Here is a 24,669-nt window from a genome sequence, read left to right as displayed (position 1 = left end):
CGGGATCATTTGTCGGAGAGGTACGCGGTCGCGGCGGCGATCTTTAAGAGCGGGTTTGGCGCGTTCAATAATTTTTCATAAACCGGGAATGATTCTTTCTTGTGATACGCGATCAGTGCATTGATCGCACCGATCGAGACATTGATGTACTGGTCGGCGGTCGTTTCCTTGACGGTTTCGTACAGTTCGCCGAGCGGAAATCGCTGGACAATTTCGACTGCCTTGACCCGTACAAAGGGATCGTTCGATTTCAGGGCGCCTTCGATGGTCTCAATGCCGGTCCGGTCCTTTAAGATAAGCAGCGCTTCGGCTGCCGCGACCTTCAAGTCCCATGGCGTATCGACCAGCAGTTCCCGGATAAAGGCGATGCTTGCGGTGTCGCCGATCTCTGCCAGCGCGATGGTTCCCTGGGACCAGACCTCGGCGCTGAATTTTTTCGGGTCGAGTTCCCGGCGTACAAAGTTCTCCATGCCCGGTTCGCCGAGTTTGCCGAGCGCGGTCGCGGCGGCGATCCGTGTCAACGCGTCGACATCGCGCAGTCCGGTACGGATGAGCTCTCTAAAGCCGTAGGATTCCAGATTTCTAAACGCGATCCGCCGGATCTTGGCGATCTTATCCTTTGTCCCCTTGACCAGGATATTCCTGGAAACGGTGTCATGAATAATAGCCACCAGGCGGAAGGCCTCGGTGCGCAGCATGGGATTGTCGCTCTGGGTGAGCTGAATGATGACCGGCAAAAGCTGCGATTCCCCGGTCTCGTACAGCGCGTTCAGCGCCGCGACCACCGTTTCTTTATCCTCATCTGCCAGTGCCTTGGACAGGTACTCGGGGCCCCGGCGGTCGCCCAGCGCCGCGTAGCCCTTTGCCGCATTCACTCTGATGATCGCCGATTCGTCGGAAAGCCCCTTGCTGAGGATGTCGGCCGCTTTCTCCCGGGGCGGCAAGCCGCAGAAGATAAGGAGGGACGACGATAACGCAAAAAGCACCAAGGCGGTGACTCTTTTATGATCTAATCTGTTCTTCATGAATGGACTAAGCTTCATAAATTTATTATATATATTTATACTGTTAAGTCAATCAAAACTTGACTTAGAGCGAAAAATTGCTATACTTAATGCTGGCCCGCTGTTCATTAACGTGGGTGAGAACCAAAAGCGAATGGCCAGGCGCCGTAAAATCAACGGTTTTACGGTTCAGTGAACGATCAACCATAACGATAAGGAGGCTTTGATGATACGCTATAAGAATTATATTGATGGAAAGTTCGTTGACACCAAATCGGGGCGGACATTCGAGAACCGCAACCCCGCCAATAATGATGACGTGATCGGCATTTTCCCGAAATCCAATGCCGCGGACCTGAACGACGCCGTGGTCGCGGCCAAGAAAGCCTTTAAAGGCTGGCGCGCCATGCCCTGGCCCAAGAGATCGGAGATCATGCGCCGCGCCGCGGAATTAATGATAAAGAGTAAGGAAGAACTGTCCCGGTTAATGACCCGTGAAATGGGAAAGGTCATAAAAGAAACCAGGGGCGATGTCCAGGAAGCGATCGATACGGTGCTCTACGCGGCGAACATCGGCCGCCATTATTACGGCTATTCAGTGCCCTCGGAGCTGGAAAACAAATCATGCGTGACCAAACGCGAATCCATGGGCGTGTGGGGGATGATAACCCCCTGGAATTTTCCCATGGCGATCCCGTCGTGGAAGATCGTGCCGGCAATAACCAGCGGCAACTGCGCGATCATCAAGCCGGCGACCGATACACCGGCTTCGGCCGGCGAACTGGTCCGGATATTGAACGAAGCCGGGCTTCCGCCCGGCGTTTTGAACATCGTCTACGGCGGCGGCGGAGAACTGGGCGAAGCGATGCTCAGTCACCAGGATCTTGTCGGCATCTCGTTCACCGGGTCTTCCGAGATCGGACGACGGATCGGCGAAGTATGCGGCAAGACGTTGAAGCGTTGTTCCCTGGAACTGGGCGGAAAGAACGGCCAGATCGTGCTGGCGGACGCCGATTTCGACCTTGCCCTCGAGGGTGTGCTGTGGGGCGCGTTCGGCACGACCGGACAGAGATGCACGGCGACGTCGCGGCTCATAATTGAGGAGCCGGTCTACGAAAAATTCATCACCATGCTTAAATCCCGCGTGGAGAAGATCAAAGTCGGCGACGGCCTGGACGAGAGCGTGGAAATGGGTCCGTGCGTGAGCAAGGCGCAGCGCGAATCGGTGATGACATACATGGATATCGGCAAGAAAGACGGCGCCCGGCTGCTGACCGGCGGCGCCATACTGGACAAGGGCGCGCATGCCGGCGGCTGGTTTATGCAACCCACGGTGTTCGTGGATGTGACGCCAAAGATGAGGCTTGCCCAGGAAGAGATCTTCGGACCGGTGTTGTCGGTGCTGAAGGCGAAAAATTTTGAAGATGCGGTCGAGATCCTGAACGGAACCGTATACGGCTTGTCTTCGAGCATCTATACGAAAAATCTGAATTACGCGCATAAAGCGATGGAGCTCGCCGAGACCGGCATCGTTTACGTAAACGCGCCGACGATCGGCGCGGAGTGCCATCTGCCGTTCGGCGGCATGAAGAACACCGGCAACGGGCACCGCGAGGGCGGCTGGACCGCTTACGAGATATTCACCGAGATCAAAACGATATATGTCGATTATTCGGGAGCGCTTCAGAAAGCTCAGATCGATACATGGAAAGAATAATGATCAAGAAACCTAAGATCAATACGGCGCTGCCCGGACCTAAAGCGCGGGCATTTTTAAAAAGAGATAAGAAATACATTTCGCCCTCTTACACGCGGTCTTACCCGGCGGTCGTTGAAAAAGGATCCGGTGTGTGGGTCACGGATGTCGACGGCAATGTCTTTCTCGATTTTTCGGCCGGCATAGCCGTGGTGGCGACCGGTCATTGCCATCCCGAGATCGTGAAAGCGATCTGCAGCCAGGCTTCAAAGCTCATCCACATGTCGGGGACCGATTTCTACTATCCCTACCAGATCGACCTGGCGGAAAAGATCGCCGAGATCGTGCCCGGCGGCAAGAACAAAAAGGTGTTCTTCGCCAACTCGGGCGCGGAAGCCGTAGAATGCGCCATGAAGCTGGCCCGCTATTCCAAGCGCCGTCCCCGGTACATCGCGTTCACCGGTTCGTTCCACGGCCGCACTTTCGGTGCCCTTTCGCTGACTGCGTCCAAGGTCGGCCAGCGAAGGTATTTCGCACCGCTGTTGCCCGAAGTAACGCACACTCCGTACGCGTATTGCTACCGTTGTCCCTTTCACCTTGAGTATCCGTCGTGCGACCTCGAATGCGTGAAATACATTGAAAATTTCGTTTTCAAAAAAATCGCTCCGCCCGAAGAGGTCGCGGCCATGTTCGTGGAACCGATCCAGGGCGAAGGCGGGTATGTCATACCGCCGCCCGGTTTTCTGCCGGCGCTCAGGGACCTGTGCGATAAGTACGGCATCTTCCTGGTCGCTGACGAGGTCCAGTCCGGGATGGGAAGGACCGGCAAGATGTTCGCGATCGAGCACGTCCATGTCAAGGCGGATATTTACTGTATTGCCAAGGGCATCGCATCGGGCTTACCCCTGGGGATATGCGTCGCCAACTCCGGGATCATGGACTGGCCGCCGGGTTCGCACGCATCGACCTTCGGCGGTAATCCGGTTTCCTGCGCGGCCGCATCAAAGACGATCGAATTGCTGGAAGGCGGACTCATTGACAACGCGGCCCGTCTCGGCGAGATAACGCTGGCGCGGCTGGGCGAACTTGCCCGGCGGTATGAGTTTATCGGTGATGTCCGCGCCAAGGGACTCATGATCGGGATCGAGCTGGTGGCGGACGCGATCACCAAGGAACCCGTCAAGGACAAGCGTGACGCGGTCGTTTACGAGGCCTTCAAGCAGGGTTTGCTCCTGCTCGGCGCCGGCGAGACGGCGATCCGGTTCGTGCCGCCGATGATCATCAGCGAGGAAGAGATGCAGGTCGGTCTGGATATCTTTGAGAAGGCGCTGAAGAAAATATTCAAAGCTTCATGACCATCGACTAACCGCCTGAACGGTCACCAAGTAAAACAAAAAGGAGCTCTTTTCGAGCCCCTTTTTGTTAATGTTGTTGATCGATCAGAATGAATTAGTAGTATCGATCATGTAGATACCAAACCATACTGTGGCGGTATCATACGCTTCAAATAACTCGTCCGAATAGACAAACTTGAGCAATGCCCTTACCGAGTGCGTGCCGTTATCCGTCATGTGGGTTCTGGCATGGCCTAGCGGCAGTCGGAGATTGTTGATTATCGTGGTATCCACATATGGGCGTTCAACAATGCCCTCGACCTTCGCGTACAGCGGGAACGGTTCGGAGCGGAAAAAGGGAGTACTGCCGTATACGTCGCTATATTCATAAATTAATTCCCTTAGGTAACAATCTAGCGAATTTTCATTGACGAAATAGACATCACTGATTTGGGCACTAGACGAATCTCCCGGATAAGTGTACCATCCTATTGGATTTATCCACGTGATCTCTATGTCCGGATTCAATTCCACCGCCTCTTTTGCGTAATCACAGGCAATAAATGCCAAACCCAAGAACATAAGGACAAGAAGCTTTTTCATCAATCCTCCTTTATAATTTTATAATTGTATTCATTATTTTTATCTTGTCAAGAGGGAAAATGAGCATTTTTTAACGTCAGCTGAATACCTGCGTTCCATTTAATTTTGGGACGAATTTTCAATGAATTTTTTTATTTCCTCGTTCTGGGGGTTGACCGCGGCCGCCTTTTTGAATTCCTCGATCATCTGCCGTTGCTTGGATTGGTTCATGAACTTCAGTCCCTGGATAAAATAGATTTGACCGGCAAGGTACTGCTTCAATGCTGTCTGATCAGTGATCGAGGTTATCACTGAATTGATGTCGGACCGTTTGGACATGAGCGATTCGATATTTAGCTGCCAGTTCTCTTTTTTAAGGCTCGTCGGCGTGAAGTATTCAAGGACCGGACGGTTATCCGTGTTGAGCGCAGGCTTATCCCGGCAAAGGCGGGCAACGTCGTCCTGGTCGAGGACAAGTGACACGGCCAGGAGGTAAGGATCGGTCATTATGTCATCCATCCCCGAAGCGGCAAAAGACTGCAGTTCAGAGAAGAGTATCTGCAGCGCATTGACCGTACCGACCATGATCGCGTGCGAATGCGCGATCCACACGTTCGAATGCGGAAAAACGGACGCGAAGGTCATGACCGCGGTCTTGAATTCTTCAGGCGAAAGCTTGTGCAGGGGTAGGTACTGGCAAAAAACGCCCTGTCCGCTCAAGCGGTCCCTGCAGAGCTCAAAATATTCCCTGGTGTACAGGTTGCCGCTGCCCAGGGTCGGATGCGTCGGGTCGCAGGATATTATGTCGTACACTTCGCGGGTAACGAGCAGGTGGTTCCGGCCGTCGCCGCCGATGAAGCGGACCCTGGGATCGCTGTCGACGTTGTGGTTGTAAGCGCTGAAATATTTCGCGGCCGACCTGACACCGGGGCATATTTCTACGCAATCGATGGCCTCCAATGGGTGCTGCGACAATGCCCAGGTCGTTATGCCAACGCCGAAGCCGATGACCAGAGCGCGTTTTGCCCGGGGGTTGATAATGCAGGGGATATGGCCGAGCATTTTCACGACTTTCATCGCATCATAGGTCGTGCCGATAACCGCGCTGTTGTTCACGTTGCATGAGCGGATACCCGTGTAGCGGTCTTCACTGGCGACTACCGTGCCGTCAAGCGTTTCTTTGTAATATAGTATGCGGTCAGCGCGCGTGCGCGTGTGCATTAAAGAAGGCGGCAGGATCTGCGCATCTTTTATGCCCGCGGCCGCGATGATCACGCTCACAAAGACCATGACCGCCTGGACACCGATCCATTTTGTTCCTGGTTTATTTCCGCTCCTGAGCATAGTCACCTGAAGCGCGATGCCGGCGACCAGGATGACCAGCGCCAGCGTGATCATGCTCTTTACCACGCCGAGGATCGGTATCAAAACAAGACCTGCGACCAGGGGTCCGGCAATACTGCCGATCGCATTCACGAAGTAAACCATGCTTAGCCGCGAACCGATTGTTTTAAGGTTCTTGATGTAAACCGCGCATAGCGCAGGGAAGGTGATACCCATGATACCGGTCGGAACGAACATAAGGATCAAGGCCAGGATCAGACCGGGCATGATCACGCGCAATACCGGGACCTCCATGATACCGCTTAAGGCGAACAGAACCGCCGGCAGCCCGCGCATTAAGCCGGAGGTGATAATGACGAAAAATCCAATGGCCGTGCAGAGAAGCACCAGCAGCGTCAGGTTACCGGCGGCGCGCGATAGAAATCTGCCGAACAACATGCTGCCAACAAAGATACCGGAGAGATACACGATCAGCACGATGGTGAACGTGTAGGTCGTGTTGGCTAAAAAGATGCTCAGGCAACGGATCCACAGGATCTCCAGTCCCAGCCCGACAAAACCCGTCACCAGCGCAACGGCGAGCACAACCGGCAGGAGACCGGTTATATTTTCATCGCGTCCCGATCGTTGCTTTACCGGTTTAGCCGCAGCGGCGTCACGCTCTTGAATATGACCGCCAACAGGCAAGCGCGACGGCGATGATGCAAGTATCAGCATACTGATTCCGATCACGATATTGACTGTAGCCGCGCAAATATTTGTAGCGGTCAGGCCGATCGATCTGATGGCAATGAACCCGGTGAGACCGGCGCCGATTACTCCACCCAGGGTATTGAGCGCGTACAAAACACCGATCCCATTGCCAATATCCCGGTTTCGGACGATATATGTTTTTGATATCACGGGGAATATGCCGCCCATCAGGAATGCCGGGACGAACATTATCAGAAAAGCCAGCAGGGCGATGATCACGATGGCCATGACCATGCCGGAAGCAATGGTCTGGTAAATAGTTTGGTAAATGATATCGATGTGCTGGAGGACAAAAAGGACGATCAGGGATGAGAGGCCGATGCCGGTTTCCAAAAGTCCCAGCAATTTCAACGGCTGTCGTGACCGGTCGACGCGGCGGCCCCAGAAAATACTGCCCAGACCCAGACCGGCCATGTAAGAGGAAACCACGAGCGCGGTCGCGACGGTCGTGGTACCGAACGCGAGCGTTAGTTTTTTGACCCAGATGATCTCATAGACCAGACCGGCACATCCGGAAAGAAAAAAGGCGAGTTTGAGAAAACGATTCACCGGGTGAATTATAATCTGACTACCGATGTTGTCAATGCGACTGCCTTAAAATCATACAAAACCAGACAGTCTGGAAATGTATGGTTTTAGCCTGACCAAATTCTTTTTGCGACCAGGGGTTCTTTGTAAAAGACCAATTCGGTGTTTGGTTCTTCAAACCCCTTGTCGAGACCTTTGAACATTACGGTGACGATGAGTTTCTTCAAATGAACGACGATCTTCGACTCCAGTTCTTTCGTGTCCATCGATTTTGCGTCTTTAGCATTGATATTTAGATCGATGAGCGCCCGTTCTTTGGAGATCCGCCCGTACCACACGATATCGCGGTCCTGGGACCGTATCTGGTATTTCGCGATATAATCGTTCTTTTCTTCGTCCCGCCAGAATTTTAAAAAATAGATGATGTACGTTTTCTTAGTCTGCGCCGTGTATTTGAACTCGTTCAATTGTTCGTACATGATCGATCAATTATTATATATGATAACCATGTGCGGTCAAGTCTGGCGGCTGCCTGGTCAGTGATATTGACAACCAATGATATGAGAGTACAATTATCGCAGTATAAGGAGGAAAAAATGAATAAAGTTTCTTGTATCATCATCACGGTTTTACTTATTTCCTTTTTCACCGGGTGTTCAAAAAACAACCCACCCGTGATGGACGGGATCACGATGTCGCCTTTCGATTCGATCTTTACCGGCGGAACACTGCAGCTCACGGCCGATGCTGTTGACGAAGACAACGATGACCTTACGTATGCCTGGAGCGCGTCGGGCGGGTCTGTTTCTCCCATGACCGGCCAGACGATAGATTGGACCGCGCCGGTGGACACCGGGCATTATACGATAACGGTTAAAGTTGAAGACAGTGAAGATTCAGCAAGGTTCATGGATACTATTAAAGTATACAGCTCTCTTCTAATCTACTCTGGAAAGTTTACCACGCCGGTCGGCATTTATGACAGTGTGCTGATGTTTATCGGCGCGATCACGATAGCTGGTGCCGGAGACAAAGCGATAACTGATTCCATTGAATTAACGGTCGATGTCACACACAACAATCCAGGTTATCTGGTGATGTATCTTGTTACCCCAGACGACCGGTATTGCATACCATGGGATGGCAATTACGCCGGAGGTCAGCAGTCCATTATGATAAGCGGTTTTGCGATCCCTCCGTTACCCGTGAACGGCGATTGGAAATTATACGTGGGCGTGTATGGCGGCGGCGGCAACGGCACCGTGAATTCCTGGTCGATAAAGCTCTTTAGCCATATGTACTTGTGACGAGCGCAGATATTATCTAGCCTTCGACTTAAAAACCGATAATATACCCGCCGGTCAAGCCCGGTTGACTATCATACTTATTTCGCTATAATAGACGGCTGTTTAGATAAAAAAGTTTTACAGCCGATTCGGTTCTGGTAGCGTAAAGTGGCATATAGGGGCAGAAGCTACCAGAATAGACGACGGGGGGTTCCGAGGCCTCCACGCAATATTTAATGGTTGTGTGTTAAATAGTAAGTGGAGATAAGGGGAGCCCCCACCTTGAAGCTGCATGACCTTGTTAGCGTTTAGCTGCTGGTTCTGACAGCGGAGGCATAAGGTTATCACCCGGGCGTATAAGAACAGACGACGGGGGAATTCAAGGCATCCATGAAGTTTTTGATTGTCGTGTATCAAAAAGTGAATGGATAAAAGGGGGGCAGCGCCCCCCTTTGCGCCCGTAGCTCAATTGGATAGAGCGGAGGATTCCGGATCCTCAGGCTACGTGTTCAAATCACGTCGGGCGCGTCCAATTCGGCCGCTGAGTGCCGACACGCAGTGATGGCAGGAAGCGTTGCCGAATTGAGATCCCGTTGTTGCGAAGCAATAAACGGGATTACATAAGAAAAAGCCGAGATTGCTTCGCACGAGGATTGCGCGCAATGACACGAGGACTGAGATTGCTTCGCAATGACAGAGAAAATCTTTAGGAGGTTTTGATGGAATTTTACGAGGTTATCAAGAAACGCAAAAGCGTCAGAAAATATGATACGAAAAAAATACCCGATGACGTCCTTGACCGCATCCTGGAAGCGGGCCGGATCGCGCCGTCCGCCAAGAACATCCAACCGTGGAAGTTTGTCGTGGTCAGGGATCCGGCGTTAAAAAAACAGATCGCTGAAGCAAGCCGGGGGCAGATGTTCATTGCCGACGCCGACGTGATCGTTTGCGGCTGCGCGCTGGAAAAGATCGCCTGGGGCAGGATGGGCGGGTACATGAGCTCTTTCGCGGTCGATCTGGCGATCGCCATGGACCACATTATCCTGGCTGCCGCTAACGAAGGGCTGGGCACGTGCTGGATCGGAGCATTCGAAGAAAAAGCGGTAAAGCTATTGTTGGGCGTGCCCGAAGACGTGAAAGTCGTTGCCCTGACGCCGCTTGGTTACCCGGCCGAAGTTCCAAAAGACCGGGGCCGCAAACCCGCCAGTGAAATAATATCATACGATAAATACTAATATTGACATATTGGTTTGATTACAGTGATGAAAGGCATTGTAATTTGTGGAGTTCTTGACAGTTTAAGAAATCTGGTTATCATAAGTTAAACTGATGATATCGTTCGACAAGGTAACCAAGATCTTCCAGAAAGACTGGATTGCGCTGCAGGATGTTTCATTCGAGGTGCAAAAAGGCGATTTTGTCTTTCTCACCGGCCCGACCGGCGCCGGCAAGAGCACGATCCTGAAACTCGTTTATAAGGACGAGGAGCCAAGTAAGGGAACGGTCAAGGTTTTCGAAGAAAACCTGAGGCTCATGAAAAGAAAAGATGTGCCTCTGCTGAGACGGAAGATCGGCGTGATTTTCCAGGATTTCAAGCTCCTTGATGACCGGACCGTCGAGGAAAACGTGGCTTTCGCCCTTGAGGTCACCGACACACCGCCCCGTGACCTGAAGAAAAAGATCATGGATGTCCTGACCTATCTGCGGCTCAGCCATAAAAAATTCAATTACCCATACCAATTATCCGGTGGTGAACAGCAGAAGGTGGCGATCGCGCGGGCGCTGGTACGCGATCCTTATATCTTACTGGCGGATGAGCCGACCGGAAATCTTGATTTCAACAGCTCCAACGATATCCTTGATATCCTGCTGGATATAAACCTGAAAGGGACCACAATCATGGCGGCAACCCATAACCAGAACCTGGTCAAGAGGGCAAAAAAACAGGTTATTCAGCTCCTGGACGGCAAAATGCTGCCGTCCGAATAGGCCGGGCAATGGGTGACCGGACAAAATCAAAGCAGGGTTAACAAAAAGCGAGCGCGGATAAAATGGCATTACGGCTTGGGTTTAGAGAAGCGTACCGGACGATCACCCGCAACAGCTCGCTCTTCATGCTGTCCCTGCTGGTCGCTGCCATATCGTTCTTTCTATTGTCCGTTTTCGCTCTGGTGACCGTGAACCTCTATGCGCTTGTCAATTCGCTGGAAGAAAAAATAGAGATCATAACTTTTCTTGAAGATCATGTCGATGTCGACCGCTTGAAGACCAATATTCTCAAGATCAACGGGGTCAGGGATGTCATATATATTTCGCCGGACGTGGCGCTGGCCGAACTCCAGAATGAAATGAACGAAAACCGGGAGGTGCTCAAGGTTTTTGAAGACAGCCCCCTGCCCGCTTCTCTGCGGATCAAACTCCAGTCAAAATACCGCAATATGGCCGGTCTTAAGGAGATCAGTGAGAAAGTCACGCTGCTGCGAGGCGTGAAAGAGGTGATCTTCGGCGGCGAGCTGGTCGATAACCTGAAGCGCATAACCAAGGTCATCACGACGTTTGATATCGGCCTTCTGGTGATCATTATCCTGTCGGTGGTATTCGTGATATTCCAGACGATAAAACTAACGATCTTTGCGCGTTCGCTGGAGATCGAGATTATGAAGCTCGTCGGCGCCTCCAACAATTTCATCGTGACACCGTTCATATTTCAGGGGCTCATCCAGGGGGTCATTGGCGCAGTGATCGCCTTTATTCTGACGGTGGTTACCGTGAGAATCGGCGTTACTTTTTTCCAGAACATATATTTTCCGAAAACGTATTTTTTGCTGGGCGACCTGGCTGCCGGCATGGTTCTGGGTGTGCTGGGCTCAAGCATCGCCCTGAGGAAATTCCTGCGATGAAACTGGTCTTGATACTGGTCTGCTTTCTGACCGCGCAGATCAGCCAGAAACAGAAGGAACTTGACCAGCTGAAACAGAAACTTACCGATGTGCGGCAGGAGATCAAGCAGCTTGAAAAGGAAAAAGTGGGCACGCTGGCACACATCGAGAAGATCGATGAGGGGATCGGTCTCACGATAAAATATATCGACGAGTTGTCGGCTCAGGAGAGTTATGAACGCAACAAAGTTGCCGATCTGACCAGGGAACTCGCGCAGCTGGAAAGCAAAATGAGGTCACGCAAGGACGACCTCAGGGAACGGCTGGTGCGTTTGTACAAATGGACGCCATTCTATAAGCTGGAGATCCTGTTTTCTTCGAAATCGCTGCCCGAGATCATGTCTACTTCCTATTACCTACAGATCCTTGCCAAGAACGACCAGCGAGCTTTTTTTGAGTTCAAGAGCGATTGGGAAAAATACCTGACCGACAAAAAAATGAGGGAAGATCTGATCAATACCATCAATTCCAGGCGCGACGAAAAAGAAGGCGAACTGCAGCGGCTGAACGATGAGCGTAATGAAAAGAACCGCATCCTGGATAAGGTCGCGCAGCAGGAGAAAAATAAAAAAGCGCTGGAAAAAGACCTGAAGAGCGCGCAGCGCAAGCTCGAGGAACTGATCGTATCTCTGGAAAAGAAAAGGGAAAAAGAAAAAACGAACACGGGCAATAACTACCTGGAGATCAACAAGGGAAGGCTGCCCTGGCCATGCGATGGTTCCGTGCTCACCAAGTTCGGCAAGGTGATTCACCCAAAGTATAATACGACGACCAAGAACAACGGCATAGATATCGGCAGCAAGTACGGCGATAACGTCACCGCCGTGGCGCCCGGGAAAGTGGTCTACGCGGGCCGGTTCATGGGTTACGGCAACCTGGTGCTGATCGACCACCTGGACGGTTATTATTCTCTGTACGGGCATCTTTCCGAATTTCTGGTAAGCGTCGGGAATGAGGTCGTAAAAGGCAGGATCATTGGACGCGTAGGCGAGAGCGGTTCGCTTTCCGGACCGATCCTTCATTTCGAACTGAGAAAAGACGGAAAACCGGTTGACCCACTGGCGTACCTGGAGTAAACTCTCCATTGTCATTGACACCGGCGAATTTTTAAAGTATAATTTTATTGTTAGAAAAGCCCGGTAGGTGGTAATCAGTTTTATTACTTATTTTAATTGCCAATTACCATTTACTAGTTACTATTTTTTATTCTGTGCGCGGGTGTAGCTCACCGGTAGAGCATCGGCTTCCCAAGCCGAGGGTCGCGGGTTCGAATCCCGTCGCCCGCTGTCACCAATTTTCCCCAAATCTTTCGCATGATTTGGCTGGAAAATTGAGTGTCCCGTGTTTCGCAAGAAATACGGGAGAAGTTGGAAAGTGGTCGCGGGGAGGTTTTGTCATTGCGAGCGATCTTTATGCGAAGCAATCCCAGTTGTTTACAGGTTTTTCAGAGATTGCTTCGTCGTCCCTCGGGACTCCTCGCAATGACACAAAAATACGGCAACTACTTAACTAAGGAGCAATGAATGAAGAAAATAATAGTTGGTCTTTTGGCGGTAGCGGTCTCTGTTTTGTGTGCCGACATGGACTGGCCCACGCTGACAATTACCGCGCCCGGCAACACCAACAATATCGCGGATATCGGGCACAACCTCAAAAGCGAGCTCTATGCCCTGTCCTATGACGCCAACCGGACGGTCATGGATTTTCTAGTGGCGAATTTCAGCCGCGAGACCATGCTGAACGAGTTATTAAGCCAGAATGTCAGGGTCGATCAACACTACCTGACCGACGGCAGCGTTGAATATAATTCCAAATTGGCATTGCCGGGGAAAATACTTGCCGTTTTAATTCCGGAAACAAAGGCACCCAAGCTCGTCGTACCCATGCTCTGCCCGTCCTGCGGACAGGAATGGCCTGATGACAGACCGGTGCCGGCCGGCATCGATCTTGTTCCCAAGGAGACGGAGTCGACCGAGTTCACCGGCATCGTCATCGATTGCCGTAATCTGGGACTGACGCCGGCGCTTTTTCCCCGTGTCATCGATAATCTTTCCGAGGAAGTCTATGCGATAAATTTCGCCGATCCCAGATTCGTGATCGATGGCGGTCTTGTCCTGTATTCGACCAGCGACGTCTATAACAACAACCGGATCGGGTATTATCCATTGAGGATTCAGGCGCTGGGCGTAAGCGGCGCAAAAATGACGGATATAAAGATCTCAATGTTCGATGCCCGCCGGATCCACGGTTCAAAGAGAAATCTGGCGCTACTGAAAGAATGCCGCGTTGCCATTATTTTTGGACCCTGATTCTCGTATTCACCAGCTGCTTTTTTTTCAAGAGACAGAACGAATTCCAGCACGGGCTGGAGTTCTATAAACGCGGCGACTTCGAACAGGCCGCGGGCAAATTCACCCGGTTCTCGGTGAAACGGGCGCAGAATGACACGGTCCTTTATTACCTTTTCGATTGTTACCAGCGCCTTGGCGAAACCGAAAAAGGCATCGGCGTCCTCGAAGAATTCGTAAGACGAAAGAGCAGCGATGTAAACGTCTACCTGCACCTGTTCCGTTACCGCCAGCGGCGCTCGGATTTTTCGGGCATGTCCGGGATACTTGAGAAGATTAGACCATCCATGAGAACACGGTTCAATGCCGAGTTCCCGTTGACCAGGCAGCTCCTCGCCGAGTTGACGTGCGGGGCGGCGCAGATGAGTTTAGGCATCGACCCGGTTTCCTACGCGGTCGAGCAGGGGCTGCTTTTCCGTTTCCCGGACGGCAACCTTTATGAACAGGACACTCTTACCGGCGGCAATCTTATTATCGCGCTGGACTCAAAATTGCCGCCTTTTTATCCCCGGCACTTCTACGCGGTACCGGCCATATCCAGCCATTCATTCCTGTACCTGCCGTACATGAGGCTGGTGGAATACGGGATCCTGCCCATTGACCCCGACCTGAAACCCGCTGCGCCGGCGCCCTTGATGAACGCATTCGACGCGATCAACAGCCTGCGCGAGCAGGGTTTGATAAAATGACCAGGGTGATCGACCGTTATTTTTTAAAAGAATTCCTGCCGCCTTGTGTTTTTTCAATATTCGCGCTGACGTTCATCCTGCTCATGGACCAGCTTTTCAGGCTGATCGACCTGATCGTGCGCAAAGGGCTGGCGCTAGCTATTGTCGGTCAGATCCTGATCTACACTTTGCCTTTCATTATTTCGTTCACGGCGCCCATGGCGATCCTGGTCGCGATCGTCATGAGCTTTGGCCGGTTCAGTCAGGACAATGAGATCCTGGCCCTTAAAACCAGCGGGATCTCGTTTTTTTCAATTTTAAAAACGCCCCTGGTGGTCGTCGGCGTCATCATGATCGGGTTGATGATATTCAATAATTTCATCGTGCCCGAAGCGAACCACCGGGCCAGCAATCTGCTGACCGATGTGGCGCGGAAAAGGCCGGCGGTGCGCCTGCCCGAGGGCGTGTTCACGAATGAATTCCCCGACTACACGATTTACATCAGGAAAAAGGATGAACGCACCTCGAAGATCCACGATATTGCAATCTACGATCTGAAGAACAGCCTGATCATAACCGCACCCGAAGGTGAGCTGCAAACCATTGAAAACGAGGATCTGCTGCGGTTCATCCTGTACAACGGGGAACTGCATCAGCTCGTCGATAATGAAAAGTACCAAAAAACGACCTTCTCGACGCAGATCATCAACATGCAGATGAACACGGACCTGATAAGAAAGGAAAGAAAGGTGCGAAACGAGGACGAGCTCGACGCCCGCGGCCTATACAAGAGGATCGCCGAAATCCAGAAAGAGATGGGTGATATCAGGGCTGTGATCCAGAAAACCGGCGAGGACGCCATTACTAAGTATTTGAATGGTGACATCCGCAGCCTTGACGCCGGCCGGTTCCAGATCGAACAGAAACTGTCGCTCCTGAACGGCAAGATGCGGACCCAAGCGCGGTATCTCCTGGAACTCAATAAAAAATTCTCGCTGGCTTTTGCTTGTATCGTTTTTCTGCTGATCGGCGCGCCGCTCGGATACCTGTACCGCAAGGGCGGGATCGCCGGTATTTTGATAGGCATCATGCTGTTTTCATTGTATTATATCCTTGTCATCTCGGGTGAAGAACTGGCGAATCGGAGGAATTTTTCGTCTTTCTGGGCGATGTGGCTGCCCAATTTGATCCTGCTCATTCCTGCTTTCATGTTTTTCTGGATCGCCGAATATGAACGTCTGCCGCGGATCAAAATCTGCAAAAAAGCGTCGTCGCCGGTCGGTCCGGGACCATGAACATGAAGGTGATATATTCCTATGTTCAGAAAAATTTTCTTCGTTACCTGCTGTTCTCCATGCTCGTTCTGGTCTTCATCTACATAATCATCAACCTGTTCGACAACCTGGGAAAATACCTGGCAAGAAGCGTCGTCTTCAAGGATATCGTGATCTATTACCTTTATCTTACGCCATCTTACATAACGCTCCTGATACCGGTCGCAGCGATAATCGGCGCATTTTTCATTTTCGGCTTCATGACCAAGAACCGGGAGATCATCGCCCTTAAAGCGAGCGGTTTCGACGTCAACCGCCTCATGATCATGATCTTCCTGACCGGGATCGGGATATCGATAGCCACGTTCGTGTTCCAGGAGACGGTCGGCGTGTGGGCACAAGGCCGACTCTTCGAGCATAAAAGCGAGAAGATCGATAAGAGGCCGGTCAAGATCCAGGAACACCGCCGGAATTTTTTCTTCTACGGCGAGAACAACTGGATCTATTTCATCAAGGATTTCGACGGCAAGACGAGCCGGATCAACAACGCCGTTTTATGGAACCTGGACAAAGGGCAGAGGATCGTTAAAAGGATCGACGCCGCGGCTGGCGAGTACCATGACGACGCGTGGATTTTCTCCAATGCGGTGATCAGGGATTTCGATACCGCCGGCACGGAAACGATCGCCCGGGTCGCGGTGTTGACCATGCCGGAACTGGTCGAAAAACCCGCCGATTTCCTGAAACGTGTGCGGCCGATCGAGGAGATGAACTTTATCGAGATCGCCCGGTTCGTGCAGCGAAAATCAAAGGCCGGCGAGAACGTGGCCAAGGAAGAAGTAGAACTGAACTACCGTTTTTCCTTCCCCCTGATCACGATCATCCTGCTTGTGATCTGCCTGCCTTTATCGCTGGTGCTGCGCAAGGGCGGGATCGCGATCGGTCTTGGGATCAGTATTATCCTGGCATTTATCTACTGGGGATTGATCCAGTCGTGCCGCGCTTACGGCGTGGCCGGGCTCATGACCCCGCTTTTGGCAGCGTGGCTGCCGAACATCATCTTCGGAGCTGTCGCCGTGGTTTTTGCCGCCGCGATCCGGCGGTGACGATTTCCGCGTTAGTTCGCATACATTAGCGAACCGATAAGATTCTTCCCCTTCGTTTCTCTCAGGGTCAGAATGACAGGCAGGAGTGTCATTCTGAGGGTTTTGCATGGAACCCGAAGAATCGCTATTTATCCATTGGTTATGACGAAATCATTAATGTTTTAAAAAAATCACTGCGGAAAATAGAACGCGCCCATGTCGGCCCTGGTGCCGTCCGGATCATGTGTTGTTGGGTCGCCGGTATCAATGCATGGTGATCCGCTGTTGAGATCGAAATCGTCAGAACCGGCATTGACGAACTGCGGATCGGCTTCAATGCAGCCGGTGCCGAACCACGGCTGGCCCGCGCCGTTCTGAATGTCCGAGTATGTTACATCGATTGTGACCGCGCCGGATATGGCAACGCCGTTAGGTTCGTCGAGCCACATGATATTGTTATAACAGGTGGCGCTTGTCCCGGCCTGGTCAAAATAAAGGTTAAGCCCGCCGCCGTCCGCGGTCGCAATGTTGCCGTAGAAAGTATTGTTGAACACGTGCAGGATGCCCGTGATATTGGCCGCGGCCGAGACACCGCCGCCGACATTGCCGGCTTGGTTCCCGTTGAAGACATTGTGGTCGATGTTCGCGGTGCCGCTATCGGTCGCCACGTTGATGCCGCCGCCGTTATAGGTCGTGGCATTACCGGTGAAGGTGTTGCCGCTGATATCCATCGTGCCCTGGCCGTGCCATACTGCCAGCCCGCCGCCGTCCCCGCCCGAAGTATTATTCGAATGCGTGTTGCCGGTATAGGTAAGCGTGCCCGAGTTCAGATGGATCTGGCACGCGCCACCGTTATAAGTCTGCGCCGTATTTCCGGAAAACGTGTTGTCTGTATAGATCACCGTACCGCTGCCGTTCACCCTGGTAAAGGCGCCAGCGCCGTCCAGCGTCGACACGTTATTCGTGAAGGTGTTATTGCTGACCGTGACCGACACTCCGGTGCCCATTAAATAAGTGAATCCTCCGGCACCGCCCGCGCCACCGTCGCCCAGTGCCGTGTTGCCGGTGAAAGTGTTGTAGGTCATGGATAACGTTCCGTTTTCGGTATACAGGAGCGCTCCGCCCGCGTCGTCCTCTACGGCTTCGTTGTTCGTGAAAGAGCTGTTGTTCAGGTCGACGTGGCCGTTGGAGGAACTCGCGTTCAGACCACCGCCGTCGACCGCGCATGAATTCTCGGTGAAGGTGCAGTGCGAGATCGTGACATCACCGTCGTTCGCGACCGCATGCGCCCCGCCGCCGAGCGTTTCCGCTTCATTGCTCACGAACTCGCAGGTGTCGATGGTGATATAGCCATAATTGGTCTCGGCGCGCAGGCCACCGCCGTATAGATGTGATATGCCGTTCTGGAAGGTGATGTTACTGATAATGAGATCTGAATTTGCACCGATCGTGGACAGGTACATTATCTGAGCCGATCCCTGTCCGTCAAGGATGGTCTCGCCGGTCCCGTCACCGACGACATACAGGGGGAATCCTTCCTCTGAATGATAGGTAAGGGTCGTGCCGACGTTGTATATACCTGCCGGTATTCGGATCGTATCGGACCTGCCGTTGGCCTCGGCAGATTCAAGCGCGGCCTGGATCTCGGCCACCTCGGGAGATTCATTATTGCCGCAGCACAAAAAAACCATGGTCAGAAAAAATACCATGGTAAGTATCGTCTTACTGATTGTCAAAAAGCGCATTGCGCCTCCTTTAAGTTTTGTATTATAGTTAAAAGACCTTAAAGGTCAAGATAGATAATTTTGAGTTGTTGCCGGCAACCCGGGATCGGCGAAAATGACCTCTTCGCGCATCAGGATAACGCCGCCGGGTTTGCCTTTTTTATTTTTCTTGAGGTATTTTTTCTGCGTATACGAAACCGGCACTTTTTTCTGCTCTCTCGCCTTACTGAAATAGGCCGCGATGGCGGCGGCCGATCCAATATCGTTCTTAGAAGGTTTCTGCCCCTTGGGCGTCTTCGCTTTCAGGATCGTGTGGGCACCCTCGATGGAGCGGGCATGGAAGAAATAATCGTCGGGTCGCGCGAACTTGAAAGTCAGGTTCTCATTGGACCGAGCGTTCTTGCCGACATATACGATCGAACCCGAAGGCAAAGGGAACTCGCGAAAGGGTTTGGGTTTTACTTTGCCCGGTTTTGAAACTGCCGCCTTTGTGACCCGGCCATCTGCGGTTGGGGAGACCGGCCCCGCAACAGCCGTGCTTGAAGACTTTTCAAGGCGGGCGATCTCCTTTGCGATCTCATTTATCTGCTTTAAGATTATCGGCCGGCCCCGCTTTGCCTTTTTGAATCTGTCGAAATAAACCAAAGCGTTTTCCTGCGGATTTTTCGATGGGTCCAGAGCGATCACCGCGTCTTGCTGTCGGTAATGATCATAAAGCGTAACCTCGACCATCCCCCTTTTGATCCTGGTTAGATTGGCAAGGATCAGTTCGCCGCTGGTCCTTAAGGTTTCAAGGTCTTTTTCAGCGACGGCATTTTTTCTCAAGCTTTCTAATCTTTTCCTTAATTTTTTTACGATCACAGCCATACTCGCCCGGGCATCGGTCTCGGCTTGCGCCGCGAGGAATTTTTTGCACCAGTCATTGAGAAGTTCGTTCAGATCACCGTACTCATTGATGAAATCGCTTGCGAAAAGACTGATCTTCAGGGGCAGGACCGAAACAAGCCTGGGCCGATAGGACGCGCCCGCCAGAATGGCTTTGAGCTGAGGCAAGTTCGCGGCATTTAATTCCCGGGCAAGGTTCTTGTCGATTCCCTCGTACTGACTTAATGATTTCATAAGGTCAGCGCTTTGAGTGATCGCAGTTTCATTCAACTCAGCAATGGATTTTTTAGGGGGCTTTTCAATAAAACGGTCATACAACCGCCTTTTCATTTCCGCCGATTCCAGGCGTATATTCGTGGCGTCTTTGTAGAGCGAGATGACCATCTCCGATCTTGTTGTCCGGCCATAGGATAACTTTTCCAGGAACAACTTGACTGCCGGCGTAAAATGCTCTTGTACCGCGTCAATGATCCGGCAGCCCAGGATGGCATCACCAAACGCGGTCAGCTTATCAAAACCGCTCAAGGTCTTCCCGAGCAGGATTGCCGGCGCCTGCGGGTAGAGCGATACAATGATCGTTTTTCTATCCAGGACGATCTGCACAAGACGACCCCGGATCAGGATCGCCTCGACATACCGGTCCATGATCGCGCCGCTTACTTCTTTGAGCAAAAGGTGGAGAAAAATGCCGTTCATGATCGACCCGCAAACTATGCTGGTTTGCTGACGAAGTTCTTCCTCAGGTATTCAAGCACCGCCTTCATGTCGTCAGGCAGGGGTGCGGTGAAGTGAACTTCCTTACCGGTTCGGGGATGGGCGAACGTCAGTTCTGAGGCGTGCAAAGCCTGCCGGTCGATCAGGCCCAGGATCTCCCGGAAGTAACGGAGATGCTTCGAATTTTTTATCGCGGCGGGGTTTGTGCCGCCGTAATCCTCGTCGCCCATTATCGGACAACCGATGTGGTTGAAGTGAACGCGTATCTGGTGCGTGCGTCCGGTGATCAGGGAGACCTTCACGTAACAGCCGATCGGAAAACGCTCGAGTACGTGAAACCGCGTGGTCGCATGTTTGTCGGAAAGAGCGCTCACTACCATCTTGGTGCGGTCCAGACCGCTTCGTCCGATCGGCGCTTCGATGACGCCATCGTTCAAGCCAGGGTAGTTCCAGCATAGGGCATCATACAGCTTCTTTATGCGCCGCTTGGCGATCGCGGTTCCCAGAGTGCTGAGCGCCTGGTCGGTCTTGGCGAACATGATCAACCCGCTTGTATCTTTATCAAGCCGGTGCAATACTCCCGGGCGTATGTTTTCGGTCAGGCTGGGTAATACACCGCAATGGTGAAGCAGCGCATTCACCATTGTGTGCTCAAAATTGCCGTGCGCGGGATGCACGACAATACCCTTTTGTTTGTTGACGACGATGAGGTCATCATCTTCATAGATGATATTAAGGGGGATATCCTCAGGCTGGATCGTCTGGCCGGTCGCCATTTCAAAACGGACGAATACATTGTCGCCTTCTTTTATGCGGTATGCTGGTTTGACCGGTTTGTCGTTAACCAGCACTTTCCCCTGTTTGATCAGTTTCTGGATCAGGTTGCGCGATATACCGATGCCTGATATGTAAAGGTACTGGTCAATACGCTTGCCCCACTGCTTGTCCGAGGCGATCCTATGGAATTCTTGCGTTATTTGAGCCAAGGATCCTTTTCTCCCACGCGATGAGTTGTTTTATCCCATCGGCTGCCAGGGTCATGAGTTTCTCAAATTCGGCATGCGAGATCGGCATTTTTTCAGCGGTCGCCCCGGCTTCAATGATCTTCTCCCGGCCGGTCATGACCAGGTTCATGTCGACCTCTGCCGAGCTGTCTTCCTCATAACACAGATCGAGCATGGGTTGGCCCCTCACGATGCCGGCGCTTATGGCTCCGACATAATCGAGGATCGGCGAAGGACTGAACTGGTTATTGATCATGCACTTGCTGATCGCGCGGGACAGCGCTACATAGGCACCGGTGACCGCGGCGGTCCTGGTGCCGCCGTCCGCCTGGATGACGTCGCAGTCAATGATGAAAGTGCGTTCGCCGACCATGGAAAGGTCAAAAATGGGCCGTAGCGATCGGCCGATGAAACGCCGTATTTCCTGCGTGCGTCCCGTGAGCCGGCCGGTATTGGCTTCACGCTGCGTGCGCTCCTTTGTGGACGCGGGCAGCAGGGCGTATTCAGCCGTCAGCCACCCCTTGCCTTTGCCGATCAAAAAAGGCGGTACCCGATTCTCGATGGTGACGGCGCACAGGACCTCGGTTTTGCCGAATTTTATAAGACAGGAACCGGCGGCGTGCGTGAGATAGTCGAGCGTGACCGTGATCTCGCGCAATTCATCGTTCTTGCGGCCGTCGATTCTCATGGCACACCGTAAAAACTGCGAATGGATCGAATGATATCAAATAATGCGAATCGTGACCGAGCCGAATGACGGTAGATTTTCATAGCCTCGTACCTTCGTAACCTCTCACCCTCATTACTAATTGCCCTCTTAACTTCATAACTTCGTCTTTATGTGTTTCCTAATGATACACGGTAGAAGTTCTTCATGGGTTCGCCCAGGAAACGTTCGCCGATCTCCTTGAAATTCATTGAAAGATCGGTCAGATAGATGGAGACCTTGCCCTCGCCTTCGGGGTTGCTGAGTTTCTTCTGGCGAAGCTGCTGGACCAGTTCCAAACCGAGTTCCTGGGATGCATCGACATAATTGATATCCCCCATGATCTTTTTAATGACGGGTATGAGCAGGGGAAAATGCGTGCACCCCAGCAGCAGCGTGTCGATGTTCTCGTCACGCAGCGGCTTGAGGTACTCCTTCGCTATTAGTTCGGTCGCCGGGTGATCGAGCCAGCCTTCTTCAACCAGCGAAACGAACAGTGGGCAGGCTTTTCCCAGGATCTCGTACTGGATCCCCAGTTCCCGGAATTCTTTTTCATAGGTGCCTGAGTGGATAGTGAGGGTCGTGCCGATCACGCCGATCTTGCCGTGTTTGGTCACTGCCCCCGCTTTCTTCACGCCGGGTTTGATGACGCCGATGATGGGCAGGGAGAATTTCTCCTGCAGTATCTCCAGCGCAACCGATGTCGACGAATAGCAGGCAATGACGATGAACTTGACACCACGCGAGACCAGAAATTCCGTGTTGGCGATCGAGTATTGGATGATCGCCTCGATCGATTTGGAGCCATAGGGCAGATGCGCGGTATCGCCCAGATAGATGATGTCCTCGCTGGGGACGATCCTCCTGATCTCCTTGACCACGGTTAGACCGCCGATACCCGAGTCAAAAACGCCGATCGGGTTTTGATGATTGGGCGAATTCAATTGTTCATTCTCCTTTCGTAGTCAGCGATAAACTCCCGGGTTCCCTTGAAGATGGAGTATGCCAGCTTTTTTTGGAACTCGGTTGTCTTCAAAAGTTTTTCTTCCTCTAAATTTGAGATGAAAGCCGTTTCCACCAGGACCGCGGGCATGAAAGCACCCCGCAGGACATAGAACCCAGCCTGGCTTATGCCGCGGCTGGGGACCGAGACATTGTTCTCAGCGCTGGTTTGGATGAACTCGGCGAGGATGTTCGATTCTTCCAGGTATGAGCTTTGCGCGAGGTCGTACAGGATCTTGCTGACCTCGTCGGTCGGCTCGATGCCGTCGAATTTCAGCGAGGCGTTCTCCAGTGCCGCGGCCGCCCGCGCTTCCGTGGTTTTTGCCTCGGAGAGGAAATAGGTTTCGAAGCCGCAGGATTTCTTGTTACGGGGCGCGGCATTGCAATGGATACTGACAAAAAGGTCGGCGCTGTGGTTATTGGCAAAGCCGGTTCTTCCTTTCAGGGAAAAATATACATCTTCTTCCCGGGTCAGCAGGGCTTTGATGCCCATGGAATCCTCGAATAGTTTCTGCAGATAGCCGCAGATGTTCAGGGTTATGTCCTTTTCATAGAGCCCTTTCTTGCCGACCGCGCCGGGATCAATACCGCCGTGCCCGGGGTCAAGGACGATCACGCCGATCCGGGTCGTGATCTTGTTGAAGAAAACGACCTCATTATCACGTTCGATATAAGAATTGACATTGCCCATTTCCATCTCGAGACGGGTATAAGTGTTGAATGGCAGCACCTTGACCGAAGTGACCTCGCCGGCCGGCTTAAGCTTGTCACGTTTCTTATACTGGCCGTCGATCTCGACTATCGCTTGGCCCATGAGCAACTGGACGTCGAATTCCAGCGGCGTGTCCCACTCGTACGCTATGACCGTGGAATCAGCGCGCGTCGAGAGTGAAATCCCTTTGATGACCGGCACTTCCTCGATCTTCCTGACAAAGACCAGTTTGCCAAAGGTCACGCCAAGCACTGGTATGATGTCGTCCACGGGCAGATAAACATCGCCCATGATGACGCGGGGCGGGAACGCCACGCAGTGAAAGAGCGTGTCGCACTGGATGACGCTGATGTCGGCGATAATGGCCACTTTGTGTGAATCGTCGGTCAAGGTCAGGCGCTGGGATTTGTTGTCGAAGACGTAATTGAGGTCGAGGGCTTCGGCGACGAGCTTCAATGGCGCGTAATCCTGGAAATCGATCTTTTCGATCACCACCACGGATTTGCTGGTGTCGCAAATGATCTCGTATTTATGGGGGAGCGCCGAGCACAGGCACAGCAGCCAGATCACGGTGCAGACCTCCGCACTCTTTTCAAGTTAACGTCAGATTCGCGTTTAAGGATCTTTTCCTTTTTGTCGTAAAAGCGCTTGCGGTGACACAGGCCGATCGATACCTTGGCAAACCCGTGATCGTTAAAATATACTTTCAGGGGAATGAGCGCGTTCCCCTTCTGAGTGAGCGCGCCGTAAAGTTTTCTGATCTCATTTTTCTGCAGCAGCAGTTTCCGCCGGCGTTTCGGTTCCTGGATCTGGCCGGAACTGAATTTATAGGGAGATATATGGAGGTTGAACACATAAACCTCTCCATTGCGGAAATCCGCGTAAGCGTCGCTCATCGAAATGGAACCCTGTCTTAATGATTTCACTTCGCTGCCTTCGAGCACCATGCCCGCTTCATAGGAGTCCATGACCGCGTAGTCATGCAGGGCCTTGCGGTTGTGCGCGATGACCTTCATTTTTCATTATAATTGTAATGTACGGGGATGTCAAGGCTGAACGGTAGGCAGGCAAAATCCTTATT

22 protein-coding genes and 2 tRNA genes are annotated in these 24,669 nt (G+C 52.3%); 13 read left to right on the top strand and 11 right to left on the bottom strand.

Translation table 11 applies throughout. The annotated features are described in order from the left end of the window. Positions 1-5: 5 nt before the first annotated feature. Positions 6-1,025: a HEAT repeat domain-containing protein gene (locus tag VF399_08945; GenBank protein HEX7320465.1), complete on the bottom strand. Its 1,020-nt coding sequence runs from the start codon at positions 1,023-1,025 to the stop codon at positions 6-8. Positions 1,026-1,230: 205 nt separating this feature from the next. Here VF399_08945 and VF399_08940 point away from each other — a divergent pair, with 205 nt between their 5' ends. Both VF399_08940 and VF399_08935 read left to right on the top strand, forming a co-directional pair. Beyond that, positions 1,231-2,721, top strand: a complete 1,491-nt coding sequence (locus tag VF399_08940) for an aldehyde dehydrogenase family protein (protein ID HEX7320464.1) — start codon at positions 1,231-1,233, stop codon at positions 2,719-2,721. Beyond that, complete coding sequence (locus VF399_08935; GenBank protein ID HEX7320463.1) at positions 2,721-4,055, top strand: acetyl ornithine aminotransferase family protein; 1,335 nt, start codon at positions 2,721-2,723, stop codon at positions 4,053-4,055. Before VF399_08940 ends, VF399_08935 begins: the two co-directional genes overlap by 1 nt. Positions 4,056-4,139: 84 nt before the next feature. Here VF399_08935 and VF399_08930 read toward each other — a convergent pair whose 3' ends face one another. The 3 genes from VF399_08930 to VF399_08920 all read right to left on the bottom strand — a co-directional run bounded on the left by VF399_08930 (position 4,140) and on the right by VF399_08920 (position 7,720). Continuing rightward, positions 4,140-4,637: a hypothetical protein gene (locus VF399_08930; protein HEX7320462.1), complete on the bottom strand. Its 498-nt coding sequence runs from the start codon at positions 4,635-4,637 to the stop codon at positions 4,140-4,142. Between the two features lie 99 nt (positions 4,638-4,736). Then, positions 4,737-7,262, bottom strand: a complete 2,526-nt coding sequence (locus tag VF399_08925) for a fused MFS/spermidine synthase (protein ID HEX7320461.1) — start codon at positions 7,260-7,262, stop codon at positions 4,737-4,739. An 86-nt stretch (positions 7,263-7,348) separates the two neighbouring features. Further along, positions 7,349-7,720 (bottom strand): hypothetical protein, encoded by a 372-nt coding sequence (locus VF399_08920; protein HEX7320460.1) that lies wholly within the window; start codon positions 7,718-7,720, stop codon positions 7,349-7,351. Between the two features lie 117 nt (positions 7,721-7,837). On the opposite strand from VF399_08920, the gene VF399_08915 reads away from it, so the two are divergent. The 11 genes from VF399_08915 to VF399_08865 all read left to right on the top strand — a co-directional run bounded on the left by VF399_08915 (position 7,838) and on the right by VF399_08865 (position 16,862). Then, positions 7,838-8,548, top strand: coding sequence for a PKD domain-containing protein (locus VF399_08915; GenBank protein ID HEX7320459.1), 711 nt, complete (start codon positions 7,838-7,840; stop codon positions 8,546-8,548). Positions 8,549-8,981: 433 nt separating this feature from the next. Next, a tRNA-Arg gene (locus tag VF399_08910) sits at positions 8,982-9,055 on the top strand. Between the two features lie 191 nt (positions 9,056-9,246). Then, the gene (locus VF399_08905) at positions 9,247-9,762 is read left to right on the top strand and encodes a nitroreductase family protein (protein HEX7320458.1); all 516 of its coding nucleotides are present in this window, start codon (positions 9,247-9,249) and stop codon (positions 9,760-9,762) included. Between the two features lie 94 nt (positions 9,763-9,856). Further along, positions 9,857-10,516 (top strand): cell division ATP-binding protein FtsE, encoded by a 660-nt coding sequence (ftsE, locus tag VF399_08900; GenBank protein ID HEX7320457.1) that lies wholly within the window; start codon positions 9,857-9,859, stop codon positions 10,514-10,516. A 62-nt stretch (positions 10,517-10,578) separates the two neighbouring features. Then, positions 10,579-11,427: a permease-like cell division protein FtsX gene (locus tag VF399_08895; protein HEX7320456.1), complete on the top strand. Its 849-nt coding sequence runs from the start codon at positions 10,579-10,581 to the stop codon at positions 11,425-11,427. Beyond that, positions 11,424-12,542 (top strand): peptidoglycan DD-metalloendopeptidase family protein, encoded by a 1,119-nt coding sequence (locus tag VF399_08890; GenBank protein HEX7320455.1) that lies wholly within the window; start codon positions 11,424-11,426, stop codon positions 12,540-12,542. Before VF399_08895 ends, VF399_08890 begins: the two co-directional genes overlap by 4 nt. A 138-nt stretch (positions 12,543-12,680) precedes the next feature. Next, positions 12,681-12,752: transfer RNA gene (locus tag VF399_08885), tRNA-Gly, on the top strand. A 237-nt stretch (positions 12,753-12,989) separates the two neighbouring features. After that, the gene (locus VF399_08880; GenBank protein ID HEX7320454.1) at positions 12,990-13,775 is read left to right on the top strand and encodes a hypothetical protein; all 786 of its coding nucleotides are present in this window, start codon (positions 12,990-12,992) and stop codon (positions 13,773-13,775) included. Next, a complete protein-coding gene (locus tag VF399_08875) occupies positions 13,745-14,503 on the top strand; it encodes a hypothetical protein (protein HEX7320453.1) in 759 nt (252 codons plus the stop codon). Before VF399_08880 ends, VF399_08875 begins: the two co-directional genes overlap by 31 nt. After that, on the top strand, positions 14,500-15,777 hold the full coding sequence (locus tag VF399_08870) for an LptF/LptG family permease (GenBank protein ID HEX7320452.1): 1,278 nt from the start codon (positions 14,500-14,502) through the stop codon (positions 15,775-15,777). The genes VF399_08875 and VF399_08870 overlap by 4 nt, the downstream gene beginning before the upstream one ends. A 2-nt stretch (positions 15,778-15,779) precedes the next feature. Then, positions 15,780-16,862: an LptF/LptG family permease gene (locus VF399_08865; protein HEX7320451.1), complete on the top strand. Its 1,083-nt coding sequence runs from the start codon at positions 15,780-15,782 to the stop codon at positions 16,860-16,862. 170 nt (positions 16,863-17,032) lie between these two features. Here the strand turns inward: VF399_08865 and VF399_08860 are convergent, their stop codons facing one another. From VF399_08860 to smpB, 7 genes are all read right to left on the bottom strand, one after another. Further along, positions 17,033-18,586, bottom strand: coding sequence for a right-handed parallel beta-helix repeat-containing protein (locus tag VF399_08860; protein HEX7320450.1), 1,554 nt, complete (start codon positions 18,584-18,586; stop codon positions 17,033-17,035). Positions 18,587-18,631: 45 nt separating this feature from the next. Continuing rightward, positions 18,632-20,146, bottom strand: coding sequence for an NFACT RNA binding domain-containing protein (locus VF399_08855; protein HEX7320449.1), 1,515 nt, complete (start codon positions 20,144-20,146; stop codon positions 18,632-18,634). Positions 20,147-20,160: 14 nt separating this feature from the next. Beyond that, the gene (locus VF399_08850; protein HEX7320448.1) at positions 20,161-21,150 is read right to left on the bottom strand and encodes an RluA family pseudouridine synthase; all 990 of its coding nucleotides are present in this window, start codon (positions 21,148-21,150) and stop codon (positions 20,161-20,163) included. Next, the gene (gene rph, locus VF399_08845) at positions 21,122-21,856 is read right to left on the bottom strand and encodes a ribonuclease PH (protein ID HEX7320447.1); all 735 of its coding nucleotides are present in this window, start codon (positions 21,854-21,856) and stop codon (positions 21,122-21,124) included. The genes VF399_08850 and rph overlap by 29 nt, the downstream gene beginning before the upstream one ends. Before the next feature lie 149 nt (positions 21,857-22,005). Beyond that, a complete protein-coding gene (gene murI, locus VF399_08840; GenBank protein ID HEX7320446.1) occupies positions 22,006-22,818 on the bottom strand; it encodes a glutamate racemase in 813 nt (270 codons plus the stop codon). Beyond that, positions 22,815-24,158, bottom strand: a complete 1,344-nt coding sequence (locus VF399_08835; protein HEX7320445.1) for an N-acetylmuramoyl-L-alanine amidase — start codon at positions 24,156-24,158, stop codon at positions 22,815-22,817. The genes murI and VF399_08835 overlap by 4 nt, the downstream gene beginning before the upstream one ends. After that, entirely contained in the window at positions 24,155-24,604 is a 450-nt protein-coding gene (gene smpB, locus VF399_08830; protein ID HEX7320444.1) for an SsrA-binding protein SmpB, read from the bottom strand. The genes VF399_08835 and smpB overlap by 4 nt, the downstream gene beginning before the upstream one ends. Positions 24,605-24,669 lie beyond the last annotated feature (65 nt).

The organism is bacterium (assembly GCA_036382775.1).
Taxonomy (GTDB): Bacteria; Hydrothermota; Tepidihabitantia; order SM23-42; family JAOAFX01; genus DASVHD01.
The sequence above is the reverse complement of the archived record's forward strand: the minus strand, read 5'-3'. Positions and strand labels throughout refer to the sequence as shown.